At 40.4% G+C, this 17,972-nt stretch carries 20 protein-coding genes and 1 pseudogene; 4 read left to right on the top strand and 17 right to left on the bottom strand.

The window, feature by feature from the left end:
* Positions 1-290: 290 nt before the first annotated feature.
* The 14 genes and pseudogenes from fliB to AC6CHU_RS10230 form a co-directional block, all read right to left on the bottom strand.
* Positions 291-1,541, bottom strand: coding sequence for a flagellin lysine-N-methylase (gene fliB / locus AC6CHU_RS10295; protein WP_498121527.1), 1,251 nt, complete (start codon positions 1,539-1,541; stop codon positions 291-293).
* Positions 1,542-1,677: 136 nt separating this feature from the next.
* Complete coding sequence (locus AC6CHU_RS10290; protein ID WP_498121525.1) at positions 1,678-2,892, bottom strand: flagellin N-terminal helical domain-containing protein; 1,215 nt, start codon at positions 2,890-2,892, stop codon at positions 1,678-1,680.
* A gap of 147 nt (positions 2,893-3,039) precedes the next feature.
* Positions 3,040-3,270, bottom strand: coding sequence for a carbon storage regulator CsrA (gene csrA / locus AC6CHU_RS10285; protein WP_498121523.1), 231 nt, complete (start codon positions 3,268-3,270; stop codon positions 3,040-3,042).
* Positions 3,270-3,710, bottom strand: a complete 441-nt coding sequence (fliW, locus tag AC6CHU_RS10280) for a flagellar assembly protein FliW (protein ID WP_498121521.1) — start codon at positions 3,708-3,710, stop codon at positions 3,270-3,272. Before fliW ends, csrA begins: the two co-directional genes overlap by 1 nt.
* A gap of 15 nt (positions 3,711-3,725) precedes the next feature.
* Positions 3,726-4,289 carry a DUF6470 family protein gene (locus tag AC6CHU_RS10275; protein ID WP_498121519.1) on the bottom strand — a complete coding sequence of 188 codons (564 nt, stop codon included), beginning with the start codon at positions 4,287-4,289 and terminating at the stop codon, positions 3,726-3,728.
* A gap of 54 nt (positions 4,290-4,343) precedes the next feature.
* The gene (gene flgL / locus AC6CHU_RS10270; protein ID WP_498121517.1) at positions 4,344-5,204 is read right to left on the bottom strand and encodes a flagellar hook-associated protein FlgL; all 861 of its coding nucleotides are present in this window, start codon (positions 5,202-5,204) and stop codon (positions 4,344-4,346) included.
* 13 nt (positions 5,205-5,217) lie between these two features.
* Entirely contained in the window at positions 5,218-6,780 is a 1,563-nt protein-coding gene (gene flgK, locus AC6CHU_RS10265) for a flagellar hook-associated protein FlgK (protein ID WP_498121515.1), read from the bottom strand.
* Between the two features lie 18 nt (positions 6,781-6,798).
* Complete coding sequence (locus AC6CHU_RS10260; protein ID WP_498121513.1) at positions 6,799-7,278, bottom strand: flagellar protein FlgN; 480 nt, start codon at positions 7,276-7,278, stop codon at positions 6,799-6,801.
* A 15-nt stretch (positions 7,279-7,293) separates the two neighbouring features.
* The gene (gene flgM / locus AC6CHU_RS10255) at positions 7,294-7,560 is read right to left on the bottom strand and encodes a flagellar biosynthesis anti-sigma factor FlgM (protein ID WP_498121511.1); all 267 of its coding nucleotides are present in this window, start codon (positions 7,558-7,560) and stop codon (positions 7,294-7,296) included.
* Positions 7,561-7,704: 144 nt separating this feature from the next.
* The gene (locus tag AC6CHU_RS10250; protein WP_251284095.1) at positions 7,705-8,136 is read right to left on the bottom strand and encodes a TIGR03826 family flagellar region protein; all 432 of its coding nucleotides are present in this window, start codon (positions 8,134-8,136) and stop codon (positions 7,705-7,707) included.
* A gap of 69 nt (positions 8,137-8,205) precedes the next feature.
* On the bottom strand, positions 8,206-8,670 hold the full coding sequence (locus tag AC6CHU_RS10245) for a ComF family protein (protein WP_311315932.1): 465 nt from the start codon (positions 8,668-8,670) through the stop codon (positions 8,206-8,208).
* Positions 8,671-8,760: 90 nt separating this feature from the next.
* Positions 8,761-8,910: pseudogene (locus AC6CHU_RS10240) on the bottom strand (ComF family protein); the annotation flags it as partial.
* Positions 8,900-10,396, bottom strand: a complete 1,497-nt coding sequence (locus AC6CHU_RS10235) for an ATP-dependent helicase ComFA (protein WP_498121508.1) — start codon at positions 10,394-10,396, stop codon at positions 8,900-8,902. The pseudogene AC6CHU_RS10240 and the gene AC6CHU_RS10235, both read right to left, overlap by 11 nt.
* Before the next feature lie 151 nt (positions 10,397-10,547).
* Positions 10,548-11,387 carry a DegV family protein gene (locus AC6CHU_RS10230; protein WP_251284097.1) on the bottom strand — a complete coding sequence of 280 codons (840 nt, stop codon included), beginning with the start codon at positions 11,385-11,387 and terminating at the stop codon, positions 10,548-10,550.
* Between the two features lie 216 nt (positions 11,388-11,603).
* Here AC6CHU_RS10230 and AC6CHU_RS10225 point away from each other — a divergent pair, with 216 nt between their 5' ends.
* Together AC6CHU_RS10225 and AC6CHU_RS10220 are read left to right on the top strand one after the other, a co-directional pair.
* Entirely contained in the window at positions 11,604-11,882 is a 279-nt protein-coding gene (locus AC6CHU_RS10225; RefSeq protein WP_251284098.1) for a hypothetical protein, read from the top strand.
* A 134-nt stretch (positions 11,883-12,016) separates the two neighbouring features.
* A complete protein-coding gene (locus tag AC6CHU_RS10220; protein ID WP_498121505.1) occupies positions 12,017-12,184 on the top strand; it encodes a hypothetical protein in 168 nt (55 codons plus the stop codon).
* A 25-nt stretch (positions 12,185-12,209) separates the two neighbouring features.
* Here AC6CHU_RS10220 and AC6CHU_RS10215 read toward each other — a convergent pair whose 3' ends face one another.
* Positions 12,210-12,890 carry a response regulator gene (locus AC6CHU_RS10215; RefSeq protein ID WP_498121503.1) on the bottom strand — a complete coding sequence of 227 codons (681 nt, stop codon included), beginning with the start codon at positions 12,888-12,890 and terminating at the stop codon, positions 12,210-12,212.
* Between the two features lie 56 nt (positions 12,891-12,946).
* Positions 12,947-14,086, bottom strand: coding sequence for a sensor histidine kinase (locus AC6CHU_RS10210; protein ID WP_498121501.1), 1,140 nt, complete (start codon positions 14,084-14,086; stop codon positions 12,947-12,949).
* 408 nt (positions 14,087-14,494) lie between these two features.
* On the opposite strand from AC6CHU_RS10210, the gene AC6CHU_RS10205 reads away from it, so the two are divergent.
* Together AC6CHU_RS10205 and AC6CHU_RS10200 are read left to right on the top strand one after the other, a co-directional pair.
* Positions 14,495-15,133, top strand: a complete 639-nt coding sequence (locus AC6CHU_RS10205; protein ID WP_498121499.1) for a YigZ family protein — start codon at positions 14,495-14,497, stop codon at positions 15,131-15,133.
* A gap of 87 nt (positions 15,134-15,220) precedes the next feature.
* On the top strand, positions 15,221-16,309 hold the full coding sequence (locus tag AC6CHU_RS10200; protein WP_498121497.1) for an LCP family protein: 1,089 nt from the start codon (positions 15,221-15,223) through the stop codon (positions 16,307-16,309).
* A gap of 377 nt (positions 16,310-16,686) precedes the next feature.
* Here the strand turns inward: AC6CHU_RS10200 and AC6CHU_RS10195 are convergent, their stop codons facing one another.
* Positions 16,687-17,748 carry an MraY family glycosyltransferase gene (locus AC6CHU_RS10195; protein ID WP_498121495.1) on the bottom strand — a complete coding sequence of 354 codons (1,062 nt, stop codon included), beginning with the start codon at positions 17,746-17,748 and terminating at the stop codon, positions 16,687-16,689.
* Between the last annotated feature and the right edge of the window lie 224 nt (positions 17,749-17,972).

Here is a 17,972-nt window from a genome sequence, read left to right as displayed (position 1 = left end):
ATGAATACATAATCTAAGTCCTATTCCAATTCTTAATTATATATTCAATCTCTATATGAAAAGAGACCCTAGCAAAACTAGAGTCTTCCTGCATAAAATCTAATATTAGCGAAATATTGTAGTACTCATATTTGTTGACTTGCTTTATCGCTATGTCTTTTGCTGTAACTGATGTTAGCGCCTGATATGCAAAAGTCAGTAATTCTAACATCAACATTCTCTAAACCTTCTTTAATGCCATAGTTTACATAAATCAAACTTCTTCTGTTAACTACTTAATCAACGTCCTTTTAGTTTTTTATTAAAATTGCCATATAAGACATTGTTGCAAAGTCATTTACTTTAATTAAATGTAAAACTTTGTTTAAATAAGTATTGTTATGCTCAACAGTTTTTGCAAAAGACTGAATTAATTTGATAACAAGATCGTTTGTTAAACCTTTATGAAAACCTGCCATACCTATTAAATGAAGTTTTATCATCGAATAATGGATTACCAACATGATATAATCCTCAAAAAGATTTTTTTGTTCTAGTGGAAATAAATTTTTAAATACATAATTCACAAGATAGTTTTCTAGTATATACTCGTGTTCAGTCATAAAAGGCTCATAATACTCATCAAGAGAATTCTTATAATACTTTGTAACATCTTCTATAGTTGCTTCTCTTGTATACTGAATACCTTGTAACATTTCTGTTAAACACTCAATGTATCTTTGACTATTAATTCCTTGTCCATAACGATAATCAACTAATTCTTTGCATAATTCCATCTGAACCGCCAACTGGGTAGGTATTTCAACAAGTAGATCTTTCATTCCCTGATTAGACATCAAATTAGTGAATTTTGCGATTTCATTTACAATACCATAGACATTTTTATCTTTATTAATTTGTTCCTGAATCTTTTGATAGAACATCCCTAAAATAATTAGTCGATCCGCTAATTTATAATTACGATCTTGTAAAACTTGAATAGTAAAAATACGTAACTCCCAAAAATACCTTTGTAATTTGTTTGTGTACTTTGAAGACTGTGTTTCAATTTGCTTAGCAATAAATCCACGGTTATTACCAGCCTCTTCAATTTCATCAAATTCGATTCCCTTTGAATTCAAAAGTGCTAACCGGGCAGCCTCTGGGCAAGACATAGTGGCTGATTTTTCAATTACACCATTAATACTATTGATGGTACGGGGGTAAACTGCACATGTATTGGATAAAAACTCTTCTCCTAAATTCAATTGTACTTTACAAAGATTTTCATCTGATAGGAAGGAACATCTTCCTCCATTACCCATTTTAATCTTCGCATAAGATGTAGATGTTGTCTTAGAGCGTTGCCTAGTTACATTTTTTTCAAAAAGTGGTTTCAATTCACTGTCACGTGACTTTTTATATTTCTTATACGTATCTTCATCAATATTCACTCTCCAACCAATACAACAGGAATCCTCACAAGCAGATCCTATGCAAGAAAATTGCGTCATATATTGCGGAACAAGTAATGGTCTTGGTTTTACTGTCTCTTTTATCATGCTACTTTCTCCTTTAAACATACAGTTAACTAAAATAGATAGCCTACAATTTGAAGCTATCTATTTTAATTATGTACGCGTATAAGTAAATATTGAAAGAGGATTGGGAAAGTTCCCAATCCTCTCCTAAAATATATTAACGTAATAATTGAAGTACACCTTGTGGCTGTTGATTAGCTTGAGCAAGCATAGCTTGTGCAGCTTGGGAAAGAATAGAATTTTTAGTTTGGTTCATCATTTCCTTCGCCATGTCTACGTCACGGATACGAGACTCAGCAGCTGTTAAGTTTTCAGAAGATGTGCTTAAGTTGTTGATTGTGTGCTCTAAGCGATTTTGGTTCGCACCAAGTTTAGAACGCTCAGCAGATACTTTATCGATTGCTGCTTGGATAGTAGTTACCGTTGCTGCAGCATCGTCATGTGTTAGAACGCTAAGGGCTTGTTCTTTAATTTCATTACTTGTACCATCTGTAACACCACGGTCCGCCCCAGTACCTGTTGACGTTAATCCAAGTGCTTCTGCTCTCATATCAGAGATATCTAATGTTAAGCTTTGATTTTCATTAGCACCGATTTGGAATTTAAGGCTCTTTGTTGGGTCTGCTGCGACAGCATCAACCTTATCTACACCAGCCTTTGTTACAGTTAATGTGGCCCCACTAACAACAGGAGCAGTTGCGGATTCTTTTCCAGTAGCTTGTACTAATTTCACATCCGAACCGTCTTTACTTGCTGTAAATAAAGTTTTTAATGAAGCATCATCATTGATTCCTGCGATAAGTTCATCAACATTTTTAAATTTTGTCTTATCAGAACCATCTGAAGTGGCATCATATGTGAATGTTTTCCCACCTATTGTAATGTTATTTGCTGAATAGGAGATTTTATACTCACCAGCTACAGCTGTTACTCCCTCAACCGCAGCTCCATCTTTATCACCATTCAATAATTTCTGAGTGTTGAACTCTGTTGTATTACCGATACGGTTAATTTCAGAAGTCATTTGGTTTATTTCTTTTTGGATTTCTTTACGGTCAGACTCAGTATTTGTATCGTTTCCAGCTTGAACTGCTAATTCACGCATACGTTGAAGAATATCATGTGTTTCGTTCAACGCACCTTCTGCTGTTTGAATTAAAGAAATACCATCTTGTGAGTTTTTAGAAGCCATGTCTAATCCACGGATTTGTCCGCGCATTTTTTCAGATATTGCTAGACCAGCAGCGTCATCTCCAGCTTTATTAATACGAAGACCAGAAGATAGTTTCTCCATAGATTTTGATTGTGCTGTTGAAGCACTATTCAACTGACGATAAGTGTTAAGAGCCGCAATATTATGATTAATTCTCATTATTTGTTTCCTCCTTGAGATATATTTCCACATCCATGTGGTTTGTTTTACCCAATAGCAGAAAAGTCGGCCGCCTTTTTGCTGTTCAGCTTTACAATGGTTATATCGACTTATTTTGACAGGTGTTTAATAGTTTGGAAAAAAATTTTATTTCTTTTTGAAAAAGCTGCTTAAACTTCCAATTGCTCTAGCCTCTATTTGAGTTGCACTGCTGTTTTCCTGCTGAATAGATAAGTATATTTCTTTCCTATGAATATCAACACTTTTCGGCGCGCTGATGCCTAGCTTTACCTGGTCGCCTTCAATAGAGAGAATAGTGATTTCAATATCGTCACCAATCATGATGGATTCTTTCAGTCTCCTTGTGAGTACAAGCATTATCTCTCCCCCTGTTCTTGAGGTGACATGATTTTATGCTTGGTTTGGTAAGGTGTTTGACTAAGTATGACTTGTTTGCCCAGCTTTTTTGTTTGATTAATGACTAATGGTGCCTTTAGGTTAGCTGTTGTATTCTGAAATGGCTCTCTTACTGTCAAAATTGCAAAGGCCACCACATCTTTATCTGATTGAATTTCTAATTTTCCTAATGCCTCGTCCTGCAAATCAAACTCATACTGCGGAAAAAGAATAAATGGATCTGTAACAATAAAAGCCACCTCAGTTGTTTTAACTGACTGCATCACAAATAAGTCTGTCCCTTCTAGTGGGAGAATATAAAACTCCTTCTCATCTAAAAATCCCGGTATCCCAGATGGAAACGTAATAATATTTTCTCTGTTAATCTCTTGAACACCATGAAACTTTGTTTGAATATTCATCTTTTCACCTCATTGCTATATTGTTAGATTGATAAAATCAACGCTTAGGCTATTTTTCTCAAGTATCTCTGTACTGACTTTACCTGGCGTATATTTATGAACCGGCTTTCTGACCTCAACCTCAATCTTCGGCTTTTGCGGCTGAGCCTCAATGTTTACTTTTGCAGGTTCATATTTAATCTTTACACTATTGTGAGAAGGTACCCAGCCAATATTGAACTGTTTGGGAGGACCTTCGCTGTTTTCCTTTGCCTGATAGGCGATGGGGTTGCCGCCGTTTTCAATTTTCATGAGCTCTGTTCCCTGTGCAGCTCTTCTCTCCAGTCCTTTCAGCCAATCCTGGTAACCGTTTTGAGCAAACTCATCTATTCTTCTGCCGACACTTTTTAAATCGACGTCCTCGCGTGCTTTTGTCTGGTCGATTGTCAGCTTACCGGGGATTGTATCGATTTCCAGGATGGCTTTAGGCTGCTGGATGGATTGGATGGCGGGTTGCTGTTCGATTTCCTGTACCGGTTTTTCTATCTTTAATCCCATTTTAATAAAATTGGACTCCATCCTGATCTGCGGCACGTTCATGTTAGACACCTCTTTATGAAAAAAAGCTATCTCATATGGATAGCTTTTCATGGATTATCTTAAAAAGTCGGTTAAGCTCGGCTGAATAATTCTTGCCCCAACGCTTAATGCTGCCCGGTGGATGCTTTCCTGGGTTGTAAGCTCTATGATGGCTTTTTCCATATCGATGTCTTCATTATCAGATAGGATTCTTGTCGAGAAGACTTCCTGCTGGGAAAGTCGGTCCTCCATCAGCTCGACCCGATTCTGTTTGGCACCAATCAGAGCACGGGCAGACAAGAAATTGTCTATGTTTTTATCAACATTCTTTAGCATATCCCCAACGGCTGAATCATTTGTTTCAAGCGCTGTGATTAGCTTTTGGATATCTCCATCTTCACTGAGCATGTCCCCAAACAGAGCCTTTCCTTCAGTGTTAACAGGAATCTTGATGCCTGAAAATACCTCAAGCTCAATGGTTCCGCTTTGAAAGCCTGTTTCAGATGGACGTGCATTTGTCTGATTGCCGTTAAAAATATACTTTCCGCCCACTTGCGTATCACCAATATTCTGCAGATGTTCTTTTAGCTGTTTGATTTCTTCAGCAACAGCTTTACGCTGATCTCCCTCAAGCGTGCCGTTGCTTGCCTGGAGCGTCAACTCCCTGATTCTCTGCAAGGCCAGCACGCCTTTATCCAGGGCATCATCGGTACTGTCGACCCAGTTTCTCACTTCTCCGATATTACGGGTAAATTGCTGAATCCGGTTTAAGTCCGTGCGATAGTTCATCCCCATCATCGCAGCAACTGGGTCGTCAGAAGGCTTGGTAAATTTCTTCTGGGTAGAAATTTGATCTTGCAGCTTGTCCAGCCTGCTATAGCTGTTGCTTAAGTTTCGAAGCATGTTATTTGATAGCATAGATTGTGTTACGCGCACTTTATTTCACCCTTTATCTGCCTACAACGCCCATGCCGTTGATGATTTTGTCGAGCATTTCATCGACCACAGTGATATTGCGGGCCGATGCGTTATACGCATGTTGGAATTTAATCATATTGGTCATTTCTTCATCTAATGAGACTGCACAGACGGATTGCCTGTTCCGGTCTACTGAATCTGCCAGCACAAGGGAGTTTTTCAGGTCCTTTTTTGCACTCTGAGAATCTACACCTAATTTACCGATAATACCTGAATAATAAGAATCAAGACTCCCATTCAGCTTTGACTTTTCATCATCCGACAATGACGTATAATCACTAAAGCTTTTCTTCCTTAAATCAGCCAGCAGCTGTGCATTTTTGTTATCACCTGACGCTCCGCCTGTTTCGGCTGCCGCGGCAATTTTAGATGAGTCATCTAGCAATGCTTGATTCACTTTTATGCTTTGTGCCGGGTTCTCTTCATCAAACTCGAAAAAGTCCAATCCGGAGACTGTATCTGCTCCAAGGGCATATCCATTCTTATGAATCTCATTGAATTCCTTGGCAAAAGCAGACGCCATTCTATTCAGCTTCTCCAGCATTTCAGGGTAAGCTCCCTTAGCAGAACCACCTGCTTCATAACCATAGCTGTTAATTAAGCCGGATAGTTCACCTGAAAGAGACTCAAATTGTGTAAAAGAAGAGGATCCAATCTTTAATCCTGTTACGAGTCCGCTCTCTTCACTTTTTTCAAGCTCTACCTTGTTAGTGCCAACAATTCCGCTCTCTTTTGTTACGGAAATAAGGTTAATAGGCGGAGTATACGATTTTCCATCCTTCTGGACAATCTCGATATTATAAAGGCCCGCTGCCATTGGCTTGGCATCTCCATATGTATTCGGAACTACACTGGTCACTTTCACGTTGACCAATTGAGAAAGGCTATCTACCAGTAAATCTCTCTCGTCATAAAGATCATTTGGCAAATATCCATGCGGCTCAACAGAGGCAATCTGCTTATTCAGATGATCAATTTGCGCGACAATCGCGTTGATTTCATCAACCTTCACACCAGCCTGATTGCCGATATCCTCCTGAACCCGCGCCAGGGAATTATGATAATAATTCAGTGTATCCGCAACCATCTGACCAGTGGCTGCCACTACATCTCTGGCTCCCGTGTTTTCTGTATGGCTTGATAAATCCTGCAGAGCATTCCAGAACTTTTCCAGCGTACTGTGCAATCCATTCTCAGACGGTTCATTTATGATTTCTTCCATCTTGGTTAAAGACTCACTCATGGCACCATAATAGCCCATTTTTGTGTTTTCGGTTCTAAATTGCAGATCGAGGAATGATTCTCTTATTCTCTGAACTGTTCCCGCCTCAACACCTGTTCCCATTTGACCGGGTATCTGAGGCCGATTCATGCCGACTCCCGGATAAGGCTCGGTTTGCGTGAAATTAATGCGCTGCCTGGTGTATCCCGGCGTATTCGCATTCGAAATATTATGACCAGTTGTATATAAAGCACTTTGCTGGGTGAACATGCCGCGGCGGGCTGTTTCGAGTCCCATGAAAGTTGAACGCATGTTAGTTCCTCCGTTCTGCTACACCTTCGAGTTGAAAATTCCTGGATTCATCTTTCCAGATTTCTTTCCGGCAGGCGGGCCGTAGTTGATATTTTCAGGCTGCGGCCTTAATAGATTCATAGATACATTCACAAATTGAAGAGATTGATGAACAAGCTGCTGGTTGAGGAAATTCTGCTCCTTCAGCTCGAACACCAGCTCAGCAAGCTCCTCCGTAATGGCTGCAAGCCTAAGGCGGTCAGGCTGCGAGAGGAGATTTAAACAATCTGATACTGTTGGGCTTTCCAGCGCAGGTACGATGGAGTGTGCCGCTTTCTCCCGTTCTTTCTCCAATTGGCTTATAGCCGCAATATGAGCCTGCTCATCCTTCAGCATCTGATTCAGGCCTTCCATGTCGCCGGTCTTAATAATGTCTGTCTTTTTAACTGCGAGTTCATATAGGCTTTTATGAAGCTTTAGCAGTTTTTCCATCGTTCCAGTAAGTACTTCGGCTGACATGTCATTCCCTCCTCATTATTTTTTCGTATAGAAATTAGCGATGCTTTTCGCTACTTCTTTTGGATTGACTTTATAGGTGCCGTTCTCTACCTGAATTTTAAGCTCTTCTACTTTAGCTTTACGGTTTTCGCTCAGCTGGGATACCTGCTGCAATTCCTTTGCAGTGGTGCTGATTTCTATTTTATCTGATGCCGTTCTGGCTGGTTTTCCTGCATGCTCAAGCTTATTCATTTGGCGTTTGTATGGGTTCACGCCTGAAGGACCAAAGTTATTGATTTTCATGTGTACCCCTCACTTTCTTTCCGGTCGATTTAACCCTATGTCTATTATCGGCTAATGTGGCATTTTGTTTAAATGTTAATTTACATTTGGCAAAAAATACATCAATAAGCCTATAGAAAAAGCTATGTGAATGAGACACATAGCTTAAAAACGCCGATTAATTTTTTCATTGACCGCAAAATAAGTGCCCTGTTTTTCCCGCTGGGCTGCTTCTTTTCTTCGTTCTTCTTCAGCTGTAAACTGTTGAAGCTCCTTCCGCAGCTCGACTGCACAGCTGCCGCACAGCTTGCCTTCCCGGATGCTTGTCCCGCATTTTTCGCAAGGATAGCCCAGGTTTGGAAATTGCGCCAGCTTCAACCGGCCGGTTTTAATGAACTTGATGATGAGCTCTTCCTCAACTCCCGTCGCATCTACAACCTCCAGCAGTTTTGCCGTCCGGTTTTCCCTCTTCCGTATAAACTGGTAAACCGTCTCATAGGACTTCTCTTCTTCTTTCCAGCAGTCCTGGCAGACATCGCGGAAATTTTTTTTGACAAAAATGGCATCACATTTCGGGCAGTTCGATAACTCAGCCATATGACTTCTTCCTCTCTGAGATTCTTTGACACTATTATAGCTTGAAGAAAAGTAGAATTATAGGTAAAGTTATCCTCTCGCCAATGTGATAGATTGGATTGATTGTGCTCCTCCAGTTTTCAACACTTTGGCTGCATGGTGAAGTGTCGACCCGGTTGTATAAATATCATCAATTAAAAGGATTGACTTATTTTCAATTTCTGCTGGAAGCAGCTTGAAAACCTGATTTTGATGAATTCGATCTTGGCGCGACTTCTTGGATTGCTTTTCAGAATGGATTCGCTGAAGAAGTTCCGAGGCTGTAAAGCCTGCTTCATGGATGAGTGCTGCGGACTGATTAAATCCCCTTTCATAAAGTCTTTCAGGACTTAAAGGAATAGGAGCAAGATAATCAAATTCCATATTTTTCAGCCTTTCTCTTATAAATAGAGAAAATGCTTTCGCCATAATATAGTCACCCCTGAATTTGTAGCGGGCTATTGTTTCTTTTAGAAAGTCATTGTACATGAAAAGAGAAACATTTTTATCCAGCATCCCTGACAACTCCGCATCCCGGTTCCACCTTACACAATCAGTACAAGTATCGCCTTCTCGAAATTGAGGCTCTAAATTGCTAAATGGGCGGCTGCATTTAGCGCAAGTATCTCCCTCGATAAATAAAAGGTTATCTGTGCAACGCCGGCATAAATGATTCTCCTGTGGTCGTGACCATAGAGTAGACCAGCTGACAGCAGAGACAATTTCTTCATGGCAAATTAAACAGTTAATGGTCAATCAATCCTTTCATTTTGGCTTCAGCATTCATTTTGAGGATTTGCTTTCGGGCTTTGACCATGCTCTCGGTTTTACCATAGTGGAAAAAGGTAATATCTCCGCCTGGAAATTGGGCACTTCTTCCGACCCGTCCTGCAATTTGAACTAGAGCGCTTTCAGTAAAGATGCGATCTTCACTGCCTAACACCGCTACATCTATATTGGGAAATGTTACACCTCTTTCCAGTATAGTCGTGGTAAGCAGCATAGGGATTTCCTTCTTGCGCATCATTTGGACTTTGGCTTTTCGCTCGGGGTCTTCTGCGTGTACCGCTTGGATTTTAGGATGGGCTTTACGAAGAATGGAGAGGACTATTTCCATTTTATCGATTTTAGGGAGGAAAAGCAGGCACTGCTTCTCATTATCGAGCCTCTTATTAATCCATTGGGTGACTGCAGGCGGGAGTTTATCTTTTTGGAGAGGCTTTTCCCAATTGCCGCACCATTTGAAGGATGGCACAGGCAATGGGTGACGGTGATACCTGGCCGGGATGGTGACAAACTCCCTCTTCCTGCTCCGGCATTCATACTGCCATTTTTGATTCGGGGTAGCTGTTAGATAAATCATCGAGGAATGTTCTTTGCGGGACTGGCGGACCGCATACTGGAGGCTTTCGTCTGCGGTATAAGGAAAGGCATCTACTTCATCCAGAATGACTGTGTCAAAAGCTTTGTAAAAGCGGAGAAGCTGATGCGTGGTGGCAATGGTTAAGGGTGCTTGAAGCTGGCGGTCTTCACTGCCGCCATAGAGGACAGCCACATGGATGCCGGGAAAAACTGCTTTGAGTCTTGGACCAAGCTCTAGTACCACATCTGTTCTGGGAGTGGCAATGCACACTCTTTTTCCTGAGGCGAGAGCAGCATTGATTCCTTCAAATAGAACCTCCGTCTTTCCTGCACCGCAGACAGCCCAGACGAGGAGTTCATTATTTTCTATCACAGCCTGTTTTACCTGGTTCGAGGCATGCTGCTGGCCGGGTGAAAGGGTGCCAGCCCATTCCAGGGGATGCCCGCTTAATTCACGGACAGGCTCGGGTCCCCTCCAGCCAATCAGCGGGGTGCACTCACTGACTCTGCCCATCATGATGCATTTCCGGCAGTAAATACATTCTTTCTCACCGCACCGGGCACAAGGAAAACCTGCGAACAGTGAGCTATCTTTATTGCCGCACCTGGTACAGACCGTCTTGCCTTTGGTCTTAATGATCCCTTTTCGGTAAGTAACATAGCCATTTTCATAGTGCTGATGGATTTCTTCGAGTGGATGCTGGAGGTTTTCGAGCAGAAGCTGTTTTCCGCAGAGGATTTGCTGCAATTCTTTGTTATAAGGGTAGTCTTTGTTGAGTGGGGGCTCCGGAATGGTGTTTATGAAGGATATAGGGAGGCTTTCAGGAATTTCTTTGCTAAAACATGGGGCTGCGATATTATTTTTCGTGGCAAATCGCAAAAAATCACCTCATTTTTCATAAATTTATCGAGGGTTTTCCTTAAATATCAATTTTGCCATTCCTTCCCCAGTTTCGCAAGTCACTTCCCAAAGTTCACAATTCAGACAAAAAGAATGCACCATTTCATACAGAAATGGTGCACAAAATACTTTACTTCTTCACCCAGCCAAATCCCATAGCGCCTTCGCCCAAATGGGTTCCAATAACCGGACCAAAGTAGCTGATCATAAACTCTACATTCGGATACTGTGCGGCAAGCTCAGCCTTCCACTCGCGTGCTTCTGCATCACGATTGGCATGGATAATCACCGCCTGATACGGCTCCCCGCTTTTCACGTCTTCCCAGAAAAGGTCAACCATCCGCTTCATCGCTTTCTTTCGGGTACGGATCTTTTCAAACGGAACAATTTTCTTATCCTCGAAATGAAGCAGCGGCTTCACCTGCAGCAGACTGCCAATCAATGCCTGTGCACTCGATAAACGTCCTCCGCGCTGAAGATGCGAAAGGTCGTCCACCATGAAATAAGCGCGAATGCTCTTTTTCATTTCCTCCAGCCGCTCCAGGATTTCCTGTGGACTCTTACCGGCAGCAGCCAATTCTGCTGCTTCAATCACATAAAACCCCTGCACCATGCAGCTGATTTCGGAATCAAATGGGAACACCTGAATATCCTCGACCATGCTCCCAGCAGTAACTGCCCCCTGAAAAGTGCCGCTGATGCCGCTCGATAAATGGATAGAGATCACCGCATCATGCTCTTTCGATAATTCCCTAAACAGCTCGGCAAACTCTCCAACCGGCGGCTGTGAAGTAGTTGGGAGCTCCTTGTGCTTCACTTCTTCATAAAAGTCTGCAGCCGTGATTTCCACTTCTTCCCGGTAAGTCTCGCCGCCAAAAATCACACTCAGCGGAATCATATGTATATTTAACTTTTCTCTAATATTCTTAGGAATGTATGCTGTACTATCCGTTACAACAGCCGTTTTCATAAATAGAGGTACCATCCTTATCTTTTTTTCTCTACTGTATGTTCCATTTTATATGATTAAGAGGGAAAATGCATTAAGTTATAGATTGGGGCAGCAAATAATCCAATACCCCATTCTACCTACTTTTAAGGACGGTAATTTTACACCTTATCATCTTCCCCTGCTGTATGTTAAAATGCTTTTTGTGTCTTAATTTTGTAAAGGAGCTGTAACACATTGAGTAAAAGCACTTCCTCCACAAATACCCACACATCAAATAAGTACAGCCTAGATACCCTTCATCAAATGCTAAATAGTGAATTAAGTAAATATAAACATATTAAAGTTCCTAATATCAACCATTCTGTAAGCGGGACAGAACTTGCTTCATGGCTGATAGACAGCGCATCCCCTAAAGAAATCGAAGAGCTTGTTCACATGGTGAATCAGGCTAAAAAGAGATCTTCCAATACAAAAGCTATTTTTCAAACAGCTGCGGCCGCACTAATCAAATAATTGCTACGAGCGATAATTTGGTTAATATTTCAAGAAAAGTGTATAAATGCCTTTAAACCACATGGTCATTTCGTTATCATTAATGCAGGAAGATAATTTACTCTTAAAACACTAAGAAATTAGAGGTAAACCACATGGCACAAGCAATCACAATTATTCTTTCTTCGTTTGTGATCTTTCTATTAATTGAGGAATTATTCCATCTTGCTTTCAGGAGGTACTTAAATGGCCCTTTTGATTTCAAAGGGAATGTAAAGAACTTTTTGAGTAAAGGTGAAAATAAAAAAGAAAAAGCCCTATAAAAAAGGACTTTTTCTCTCAATAAAGCTATCGCACCTCTACCCAGCCATTCTTAATAGCTACCACTACTGCCTGAGTACGGTCATTTACATTCATTTTTTGCAGGATATTGCTCACGTGGTTCTTAACCGTTTTTTCGCTTATGTATAAAGCTTCCCCAATTCCGCGGTTACTTTTCCCATCGGCAAGGAGCTGAAGCACTTCACATTCGCGGCGTGTCAGCAAGTGAAGAGGACGGCGAATTTCTACCTGGGAATAAGATGTTGTTCCTGTACCTTCTGCTGCTAATCTGCGGTATTCATTTACCAGGTTGTGTGTGACCTTCGGATGTAAGTAAGATCCTCCATCAGCGACAACCTTTACAGCTTCAACTAATGCATCTGCATCCATTTCTTTTAACAGGTATCCGCTAGCTCCAGTTTTAAGGGCGTGCGTTACATAATTCTCATCATCATGGATGGAAAGAATGATTACCTTGGATTGAGGATATTTATTAATCAGCTGGCGGGTCGCTTCCACACCGTTTGTATTAGGCATATTGATATCCATGATAATCACATCTGGATCATACTCTTCAACAAGACTCATGGCTTCACTGCCATCATCGCCTTCTGCCACTACATTAAAGCTCTTTTCGAAATCTAAAATGCGTTTTACCCCTTCTCTGAATAATTGATGGTCATCAATTATGACGATCTTTGTATTCAAATGCTTCGCCTCCCAAATCTCCAGTTAGTTTTCTATCTCTATTCTTAAGGTGTTTCTTATTTTAATGGCACCTGGATGATGACAATGGTTCCTTTGCCAGGTTTGGAATCTATGGACATCTGGCCTTCCAAGAGTTCCAGCCTTTCACTCATTCCCATAATTCCAAAAGAACCCGGACGCTTCTCACGAATATTGAAGCCTTTCCCATCGTCTTTAATGACTACTGCAACCCTGGTGCTGTTTATCTCTATTTTCACTTGGATTTCTTTAGCTTCCGCATGTTTTAGAGCATTTGTCACAGATTCCTGAATCAAACGGAACAATGCGACTTCATATTGTGGCGGCAATCGCCTTTCTTCGCCAACATTCGCGAAATATATCTTGGTACTTCTGTGATACTCTTCGATGGTTGTTAAGTATTTTTTGAGGGTAGGTATTAATCCCAGATCATCAAGTGCCATTGGACGCAAGTCATAAATAATCCTTCGAACCTCATATAACGCATTGCGGACCATTTTTTTCAGGTCTTTTATTTCCGTAATGGCTTCATCCGCACCGCGCTCTTTGTATACCCGTTCAATTAAATCGGATCTCATCATGACATTCGCCATCATCTGGGCAGGTCCGTCATGGATCTCGCGGGATACTCTTTTCCGCTCTTCTTCCTGTGCTTCGATGATTTTCAGCCCAAAATCCTGTTTAAGCTTTGCATCTTCAATGATTTCTCCCATTTGTTTCAGGTCACTTGTCAGATAATTCATTACGACGGTAATTTGTGAAATAAGAACTTCCGATCTATCGATGGTGTCATTAACACCTATAAGCCGTCTTTCAATATCATCACGGCGATCCCTCAGCTGTTTCTCAAGCTGACGGTTCATGGATAAATCCATTTGAAGCTGATGTGCTTTCTCATAGGCTTCACGGACTTCAGACTCAGAATAATCCTTAAAATGCATGCTGACTTCAGAAAGGCGCTTTCTTGCAAACCGGGTTTGCACTTCCAGCCGATCCCCTTCTTCAATTACTTTAAGGACCATTTGTTTTACTTCTTTTAATTCTTCCGTAAGGTTCTCGTAATCTTTACGGCATTGCTCGCCTATACGGAATATTTCATCTTTACTGGTACCTACTGTTTGAACCATTTTTTCAAGAATAAGATCCAGAGTCTTGGAATCGAATTTCTTAATACTCATTTACACTCCTCCAAGGGCGTAACCCTTCCGCTAAGTACCTTTATTTTAGCGCTAAATGAGCTAAGATACTATGTTTCCAGTCTGAAAATTATACCAAGTTACCTAAAATTCGGTAAAAAGGCTTAGGCTTGTGATTTCACCCCGTGTCTTATATCCTATATAAAAGCAGGGTAAACATGACTATCAAGCAAAATAATATGTATATTTATGCCACTTAAAGATTAAAATTGGCACATTTTTTATTATAGCAGCATAAACATCAGAATTGCTTACATTATAACATGGGAAAAAATGTTCTATATTAAAGTTTCATTACATTCTGTTAAAAAATTGATGTTGGGAAACTTGTCGAATTATAATGAATTTAGCTGAATTTTTTGTACAAAGGTAAAGAAAGGAGCGGTGTCTGTGCTGCCCTCTTATTATACAGTTAAGGGATACGGAGAAAATGAAATCGAAATAGAAAGATCAAGGTTTATCGCTCATGTCGCCAGAGCAGAAACAGCAGAAGAGGCCCTGGAATTTATTCAGAAAATTAAAAAGAAGCATTCCAATGCCACCCATAATTGTTCTGCCTACTTAATTGGTGAAAACGACCAGATTCAAAAAGCTAATGATGACGGAGAACCAAGCGGCACGGCAGGTGTACCTATCCTTGAAGTATTGAAGAAAAAAAAGCTGAAGGATACTGTGGTTGTCATAACCAGGTATTTCGGCGGAATAAAATTAGGAGCCGGCGGGTTGATCAGAGCTTATGGAAGAGCAACCTCTGAAGGACTGCAGGCGACGGGGATTGTTGAAAGAAAGCTCATGACAGTTATGAAGACAAAGATTGATTATACATTGCTTGGCAAAGTCGAAAATGAGCTGAGAACTTCTATTTACGCGTTAAAGGAAATTCACTATCTTGATACAGTCACAGTTGAAACATTTGTGGAAGAAAACCAAACTGGGGCTTTTACTGACTGGATGACCGAATTAACAAATGGCGCTGGGCAAATTACTTTAGGTGACAGCCTATACTTGGAAGAAGAGGTAAAACAATAGCATACCCAAAATTTTGTTTTACTAAACTCCTTAAAAATTATAAAATAACATATGTCACTCTTTACTTTTAAATAAAGGAGCATACAGATGTCTCATGATAGACGTTCGATAGTTATCGAAAAAAGAAAATCAAAAAGGAAGAGAAGAATCTTTTTATTTATTTTCCTTCCTATTATCTTACTGACACTTAGCGCCACGGCATATGGAACTTTTCTATATAATAAAGCACAATCAGTTATGGATGATTCCTATAATCCTATAGATCGCACTACAAAGAGAGCATCTGCAGCACAGCCGGATATAGATAATATTTCAGTTCTTTTCATTGGTGTAGATGACAGCAGCAAAAGGTCTTTCAGCACATCTTCCAGATCGGATGCGCTAATGCTTGCTACTTTTAATAAGGATTCCAAATCAGTTAAATTGCTTAGCATTCCAAGGGACTCTTATGTTTACATTCCAAAATTGGGCTACCAGGATAAAATCACACATGCCCATGCGAATGGCGGTCCTGCCACCACCATTGAAACCGTGGAGGATATGCTTGATATTCCAGTCGATTTTTATGTGAAAGTAAACTTCAATGCCTTCATCGATATAGTGGAAGCATTAGATGGCATTAAAGTGGATGTCCCTTACGCTTTTTCGGAGCAGGACTCAAATGATACACCTAATGCCATCAGTTTAGAGCCTGGATATCAATTGTTAAATGGTGAAGAAGCACTGGCATTGGCCCGTACCAGAAAAAAGGATAGTGATATCCAGCGCGGCGAAAGACAGCAGGAAATTCTGAAAGCAATCGTAAACAGAGCTGCATCTGTCGGTTCTATTTCAAAGTATGCCAATGTCATTGAAGCGGTTGGAAAGAATATGGAGACTGACCTAACCTTTGACCAAATGAAGGCATTCCTGAATTATGCAGCAGAAGGATCCTCTATAAATATAGAATCATTAAATATCGCTGGCCAGGATATGTACCTGCCGAACAGCAATGGAAATCGCGTCTATTATTATGAATTGGATCAGGCCAGTCTGGCAGAAATACAGACTGAATTAAAAGGCCATTTAGACCTGAGCGATACAGAACTCGGACAAAACACAACGGATGATGCTGATAGTCAAGAACAGGTTGATAGTCAGACAGAATATCAGACTGAAGCCGAAAGTGAATATTAAAATGCAGAACCCTCCCAGTTCCAGCAGGAATTGAGAGGGTTTTTTATGTGACCTATTTCGGCATAAAAAAATACAGCCCTATAAATGCTGTATCAGTTTTAATTGATGATATTTTGACTTTTTGAATAGACTGGACTTATAAGGTGATGTAAAAGTCGTGCATAGGATTGTATTATAAGTTAAAAACCAAAACTGATGCCAAATAATCTTCATTTTCTTGACCATGTTATCACTCCTTAAGTTCCTTTACATAAAAAATAACATGGGATTGTTAAGCCAATATGATGCGAATGTTAAGAAAATTTTCAGATTTTTTTACATAAGTCCATTTGCACAAGCATAAAAATAAGCAACCTAATAAGGCTGCTTATTTTTGTTTATCTATTTTTAGCAGAGGAAGCAACTCTGCTTTTCAGCCTTTTTAATAGCGGCTGATAATCCTTCCCCACCAGTCCAATCACTTCCGCAAATAATTCAATTAAAAGCACGATGACTGTGATGAATAATATGGCCCCCCACACTTTTGCCTGAGAAAAGATGATAGCTGCAAGTCCGAAGAAGACTGAAATCGCATAAATCATCAATACCGTTTGCCTGTGTGTAAATCCTAAGTTCAATAAACAATGATGCAGGTGGGATTTATCTGGTGCTGATAAAGGCTTTTTATTCACAATTCGTCTGATGATCGCAAAAAATGTATCTGATAGCGGCACGCCCAAAATCAGAATCGGGATGATAAACGAAATCACTGTGACATTTTTGAAACCCAACAGGGAAAGCACTCCAATGATGTACCCCAAAAAAAGGGCTCCGGTATCACCCATGAATATCTTTGCAGGATGAAAGTTGTAGAAAAGAAAGCCCAGTGTACTAACTAATACAAGGGCAGAAACAGCGATAACATAGGTATTCCCCATGATGATCGCCATACTGGAGATGGTGATCAGTGCTATCGATGATACACCAGCTGCCAACCCGTCTAAGCCATCAATCAGGTTGATTGCGTTCGTTACACCGACAATCCACAGGACTGTAATCGGAATGGCAAAATAACCAAATTTAATTTCTCCGCCAAAAGGGGTATTGATGGAATTAACATCCACTCCGCCCCACAAAACAACAATTAAGGCAGCTGCAATCTGGACAATTAGCTTAATCTTTGCAGATAGCTCATACTTATCATCCAATACACCGAGGATGACGATCAGCAAACTGCCCACAAGTATAGGAATATGGTAATCCTTGTCTGGCTGGAAAATGAGCATTCCAAGCAAAAAACTGATATATATCGCGAGCCCGCCTAATCGGGGCATTACTTTTTGATGAACTTTTCTATGGTTGGGCCGATCAGTAGCTCCTATTTTCAACGCCAATTTTTTTACAAAAGGGGTCATAATAACAGAGCATAAAAAACATAATACTAAGGTCAAGTAAAACATAAAGACCCTCCTTATGAGTATAATGCCCCTATTTCACTTTCGGAATCAGGCATATTTTTCCTAAACAAATGTATGTATATACCGAGCCTAATTATATCATACATCTGCATCAATTAGCTTTTTTATTTTGGTCTAGCTTCCAAGCAATTTACAAATTTTTCGGTAATTCCCTTCATCCTGATTCCTTATTTCGACATGAACTAAGCATTTCCTTTAATAAGACG

This window comes from Cytobacillus sp. GQ23 (genome assembly GCF_059758675.1).
This window is presented reverse-complemented; position numbering and strand designations above follow the sequence as displayed.

Coding starts and splice junctions, on each gene's coding strand:
- fliB (WP_498121527.1), bottom strand. CDS start 1,541: ATGATAAAAGAGACAGTAAAACCAAGACCATTACTTGTTCCGCAATAT.
- flgK (WP_498121515.1), bottom strand. CDS start 6,780: ATGCGTTCAACTTTCATGGGACTCGAAACAGCCCGCCGCGGCATGTTC.
- AC6CHU_RS10230 (WP_251284097.1), bottom strand. CDS start 11,387: ATGAAAACGGCTGTTGTAACGGATAGTACAGCATACATTCCTAAGAAT.
- flgM (WP_498121511.1), bottom strand. CDS start 7,560: ATGAAAATCAATAACTTTGGTCCTTCAGGCGTGAACCCATACAAACGC.
- AC6CHU_RS10290 (WP_498121525.1), bottom strand. CDS start 2,892: ATGAGAATTAATCATAATATTGCGGCTCTTAACACTTATCGTCAGTTG.
- AC6CHU_RS10275 (WP_498121519.1), bottom strand. CDS start 4,289: ATGAACGTGCCGCAGATCAGGATGGAGTCCAATTTTATTAAAATGGGA.
- AC6CHU_RS10210 (WP_498121501.1), bottom strand. CDS start 14,086: ATGAGTATTAAGAAATTCGATTCCAAGACTCTGGATCTTATTCTTGAA.
- AC6CHU_RS10245 (WP_311315932.1), bottom strand. CDS start 8,670: ATGCTGGATAAAAATGTTTCTCTTTTCATGTACAATGACTTTCTAAAA.
- AC6CHU_RS10195 (WP_498121495.1), bottom strand. CDS start 17,748: ATGTTTTACTTGACCTTAGTATTATGTTTTTTATGCTCTGTTATTATG.
- AC6CHU_RS10260 (WP_498121513.1), bottom strand. CDS start 7,278: ATGTCAGCCGAAGTACTTACTGGAACGATGGAAAAACTGCTAAAGCTT.
- AC6CHU_RS10250 (WP_251284095.1), bottom strand. CDS start 8,136: ATGGCTGAGTTATCGAACTGCCCGAAATGTGATGCCATTTTTGTCAAA.
- AC6CHU_RS10200 (WP_498121497.1), top strand. CDS start 15,221: ATGTCTCATGATAGACGTTCGATAGTTATCGAAAAAAGAAAATCAAAA.
- csrA (WP_498121523.1), bottom strand. CDS start 3,270: ATGCTTGTACTCACAAGGAGACTGAAAGAATCCATCATGATTGGTGAC.
- AC6CHU_RS10220 (WP_498121505.1), top strand. CDS start 12,017: ATGGCACAAGCAATCACAATTATTCTTTCTTCGTTTGTGATCTTTCTA.
- fliW (WP_498121521.1), bottom strand. CDS start 3,710: ATGAATATTCAAACAAAGTTTCATGGTGTTCAAGAGATTAACAGAGAA.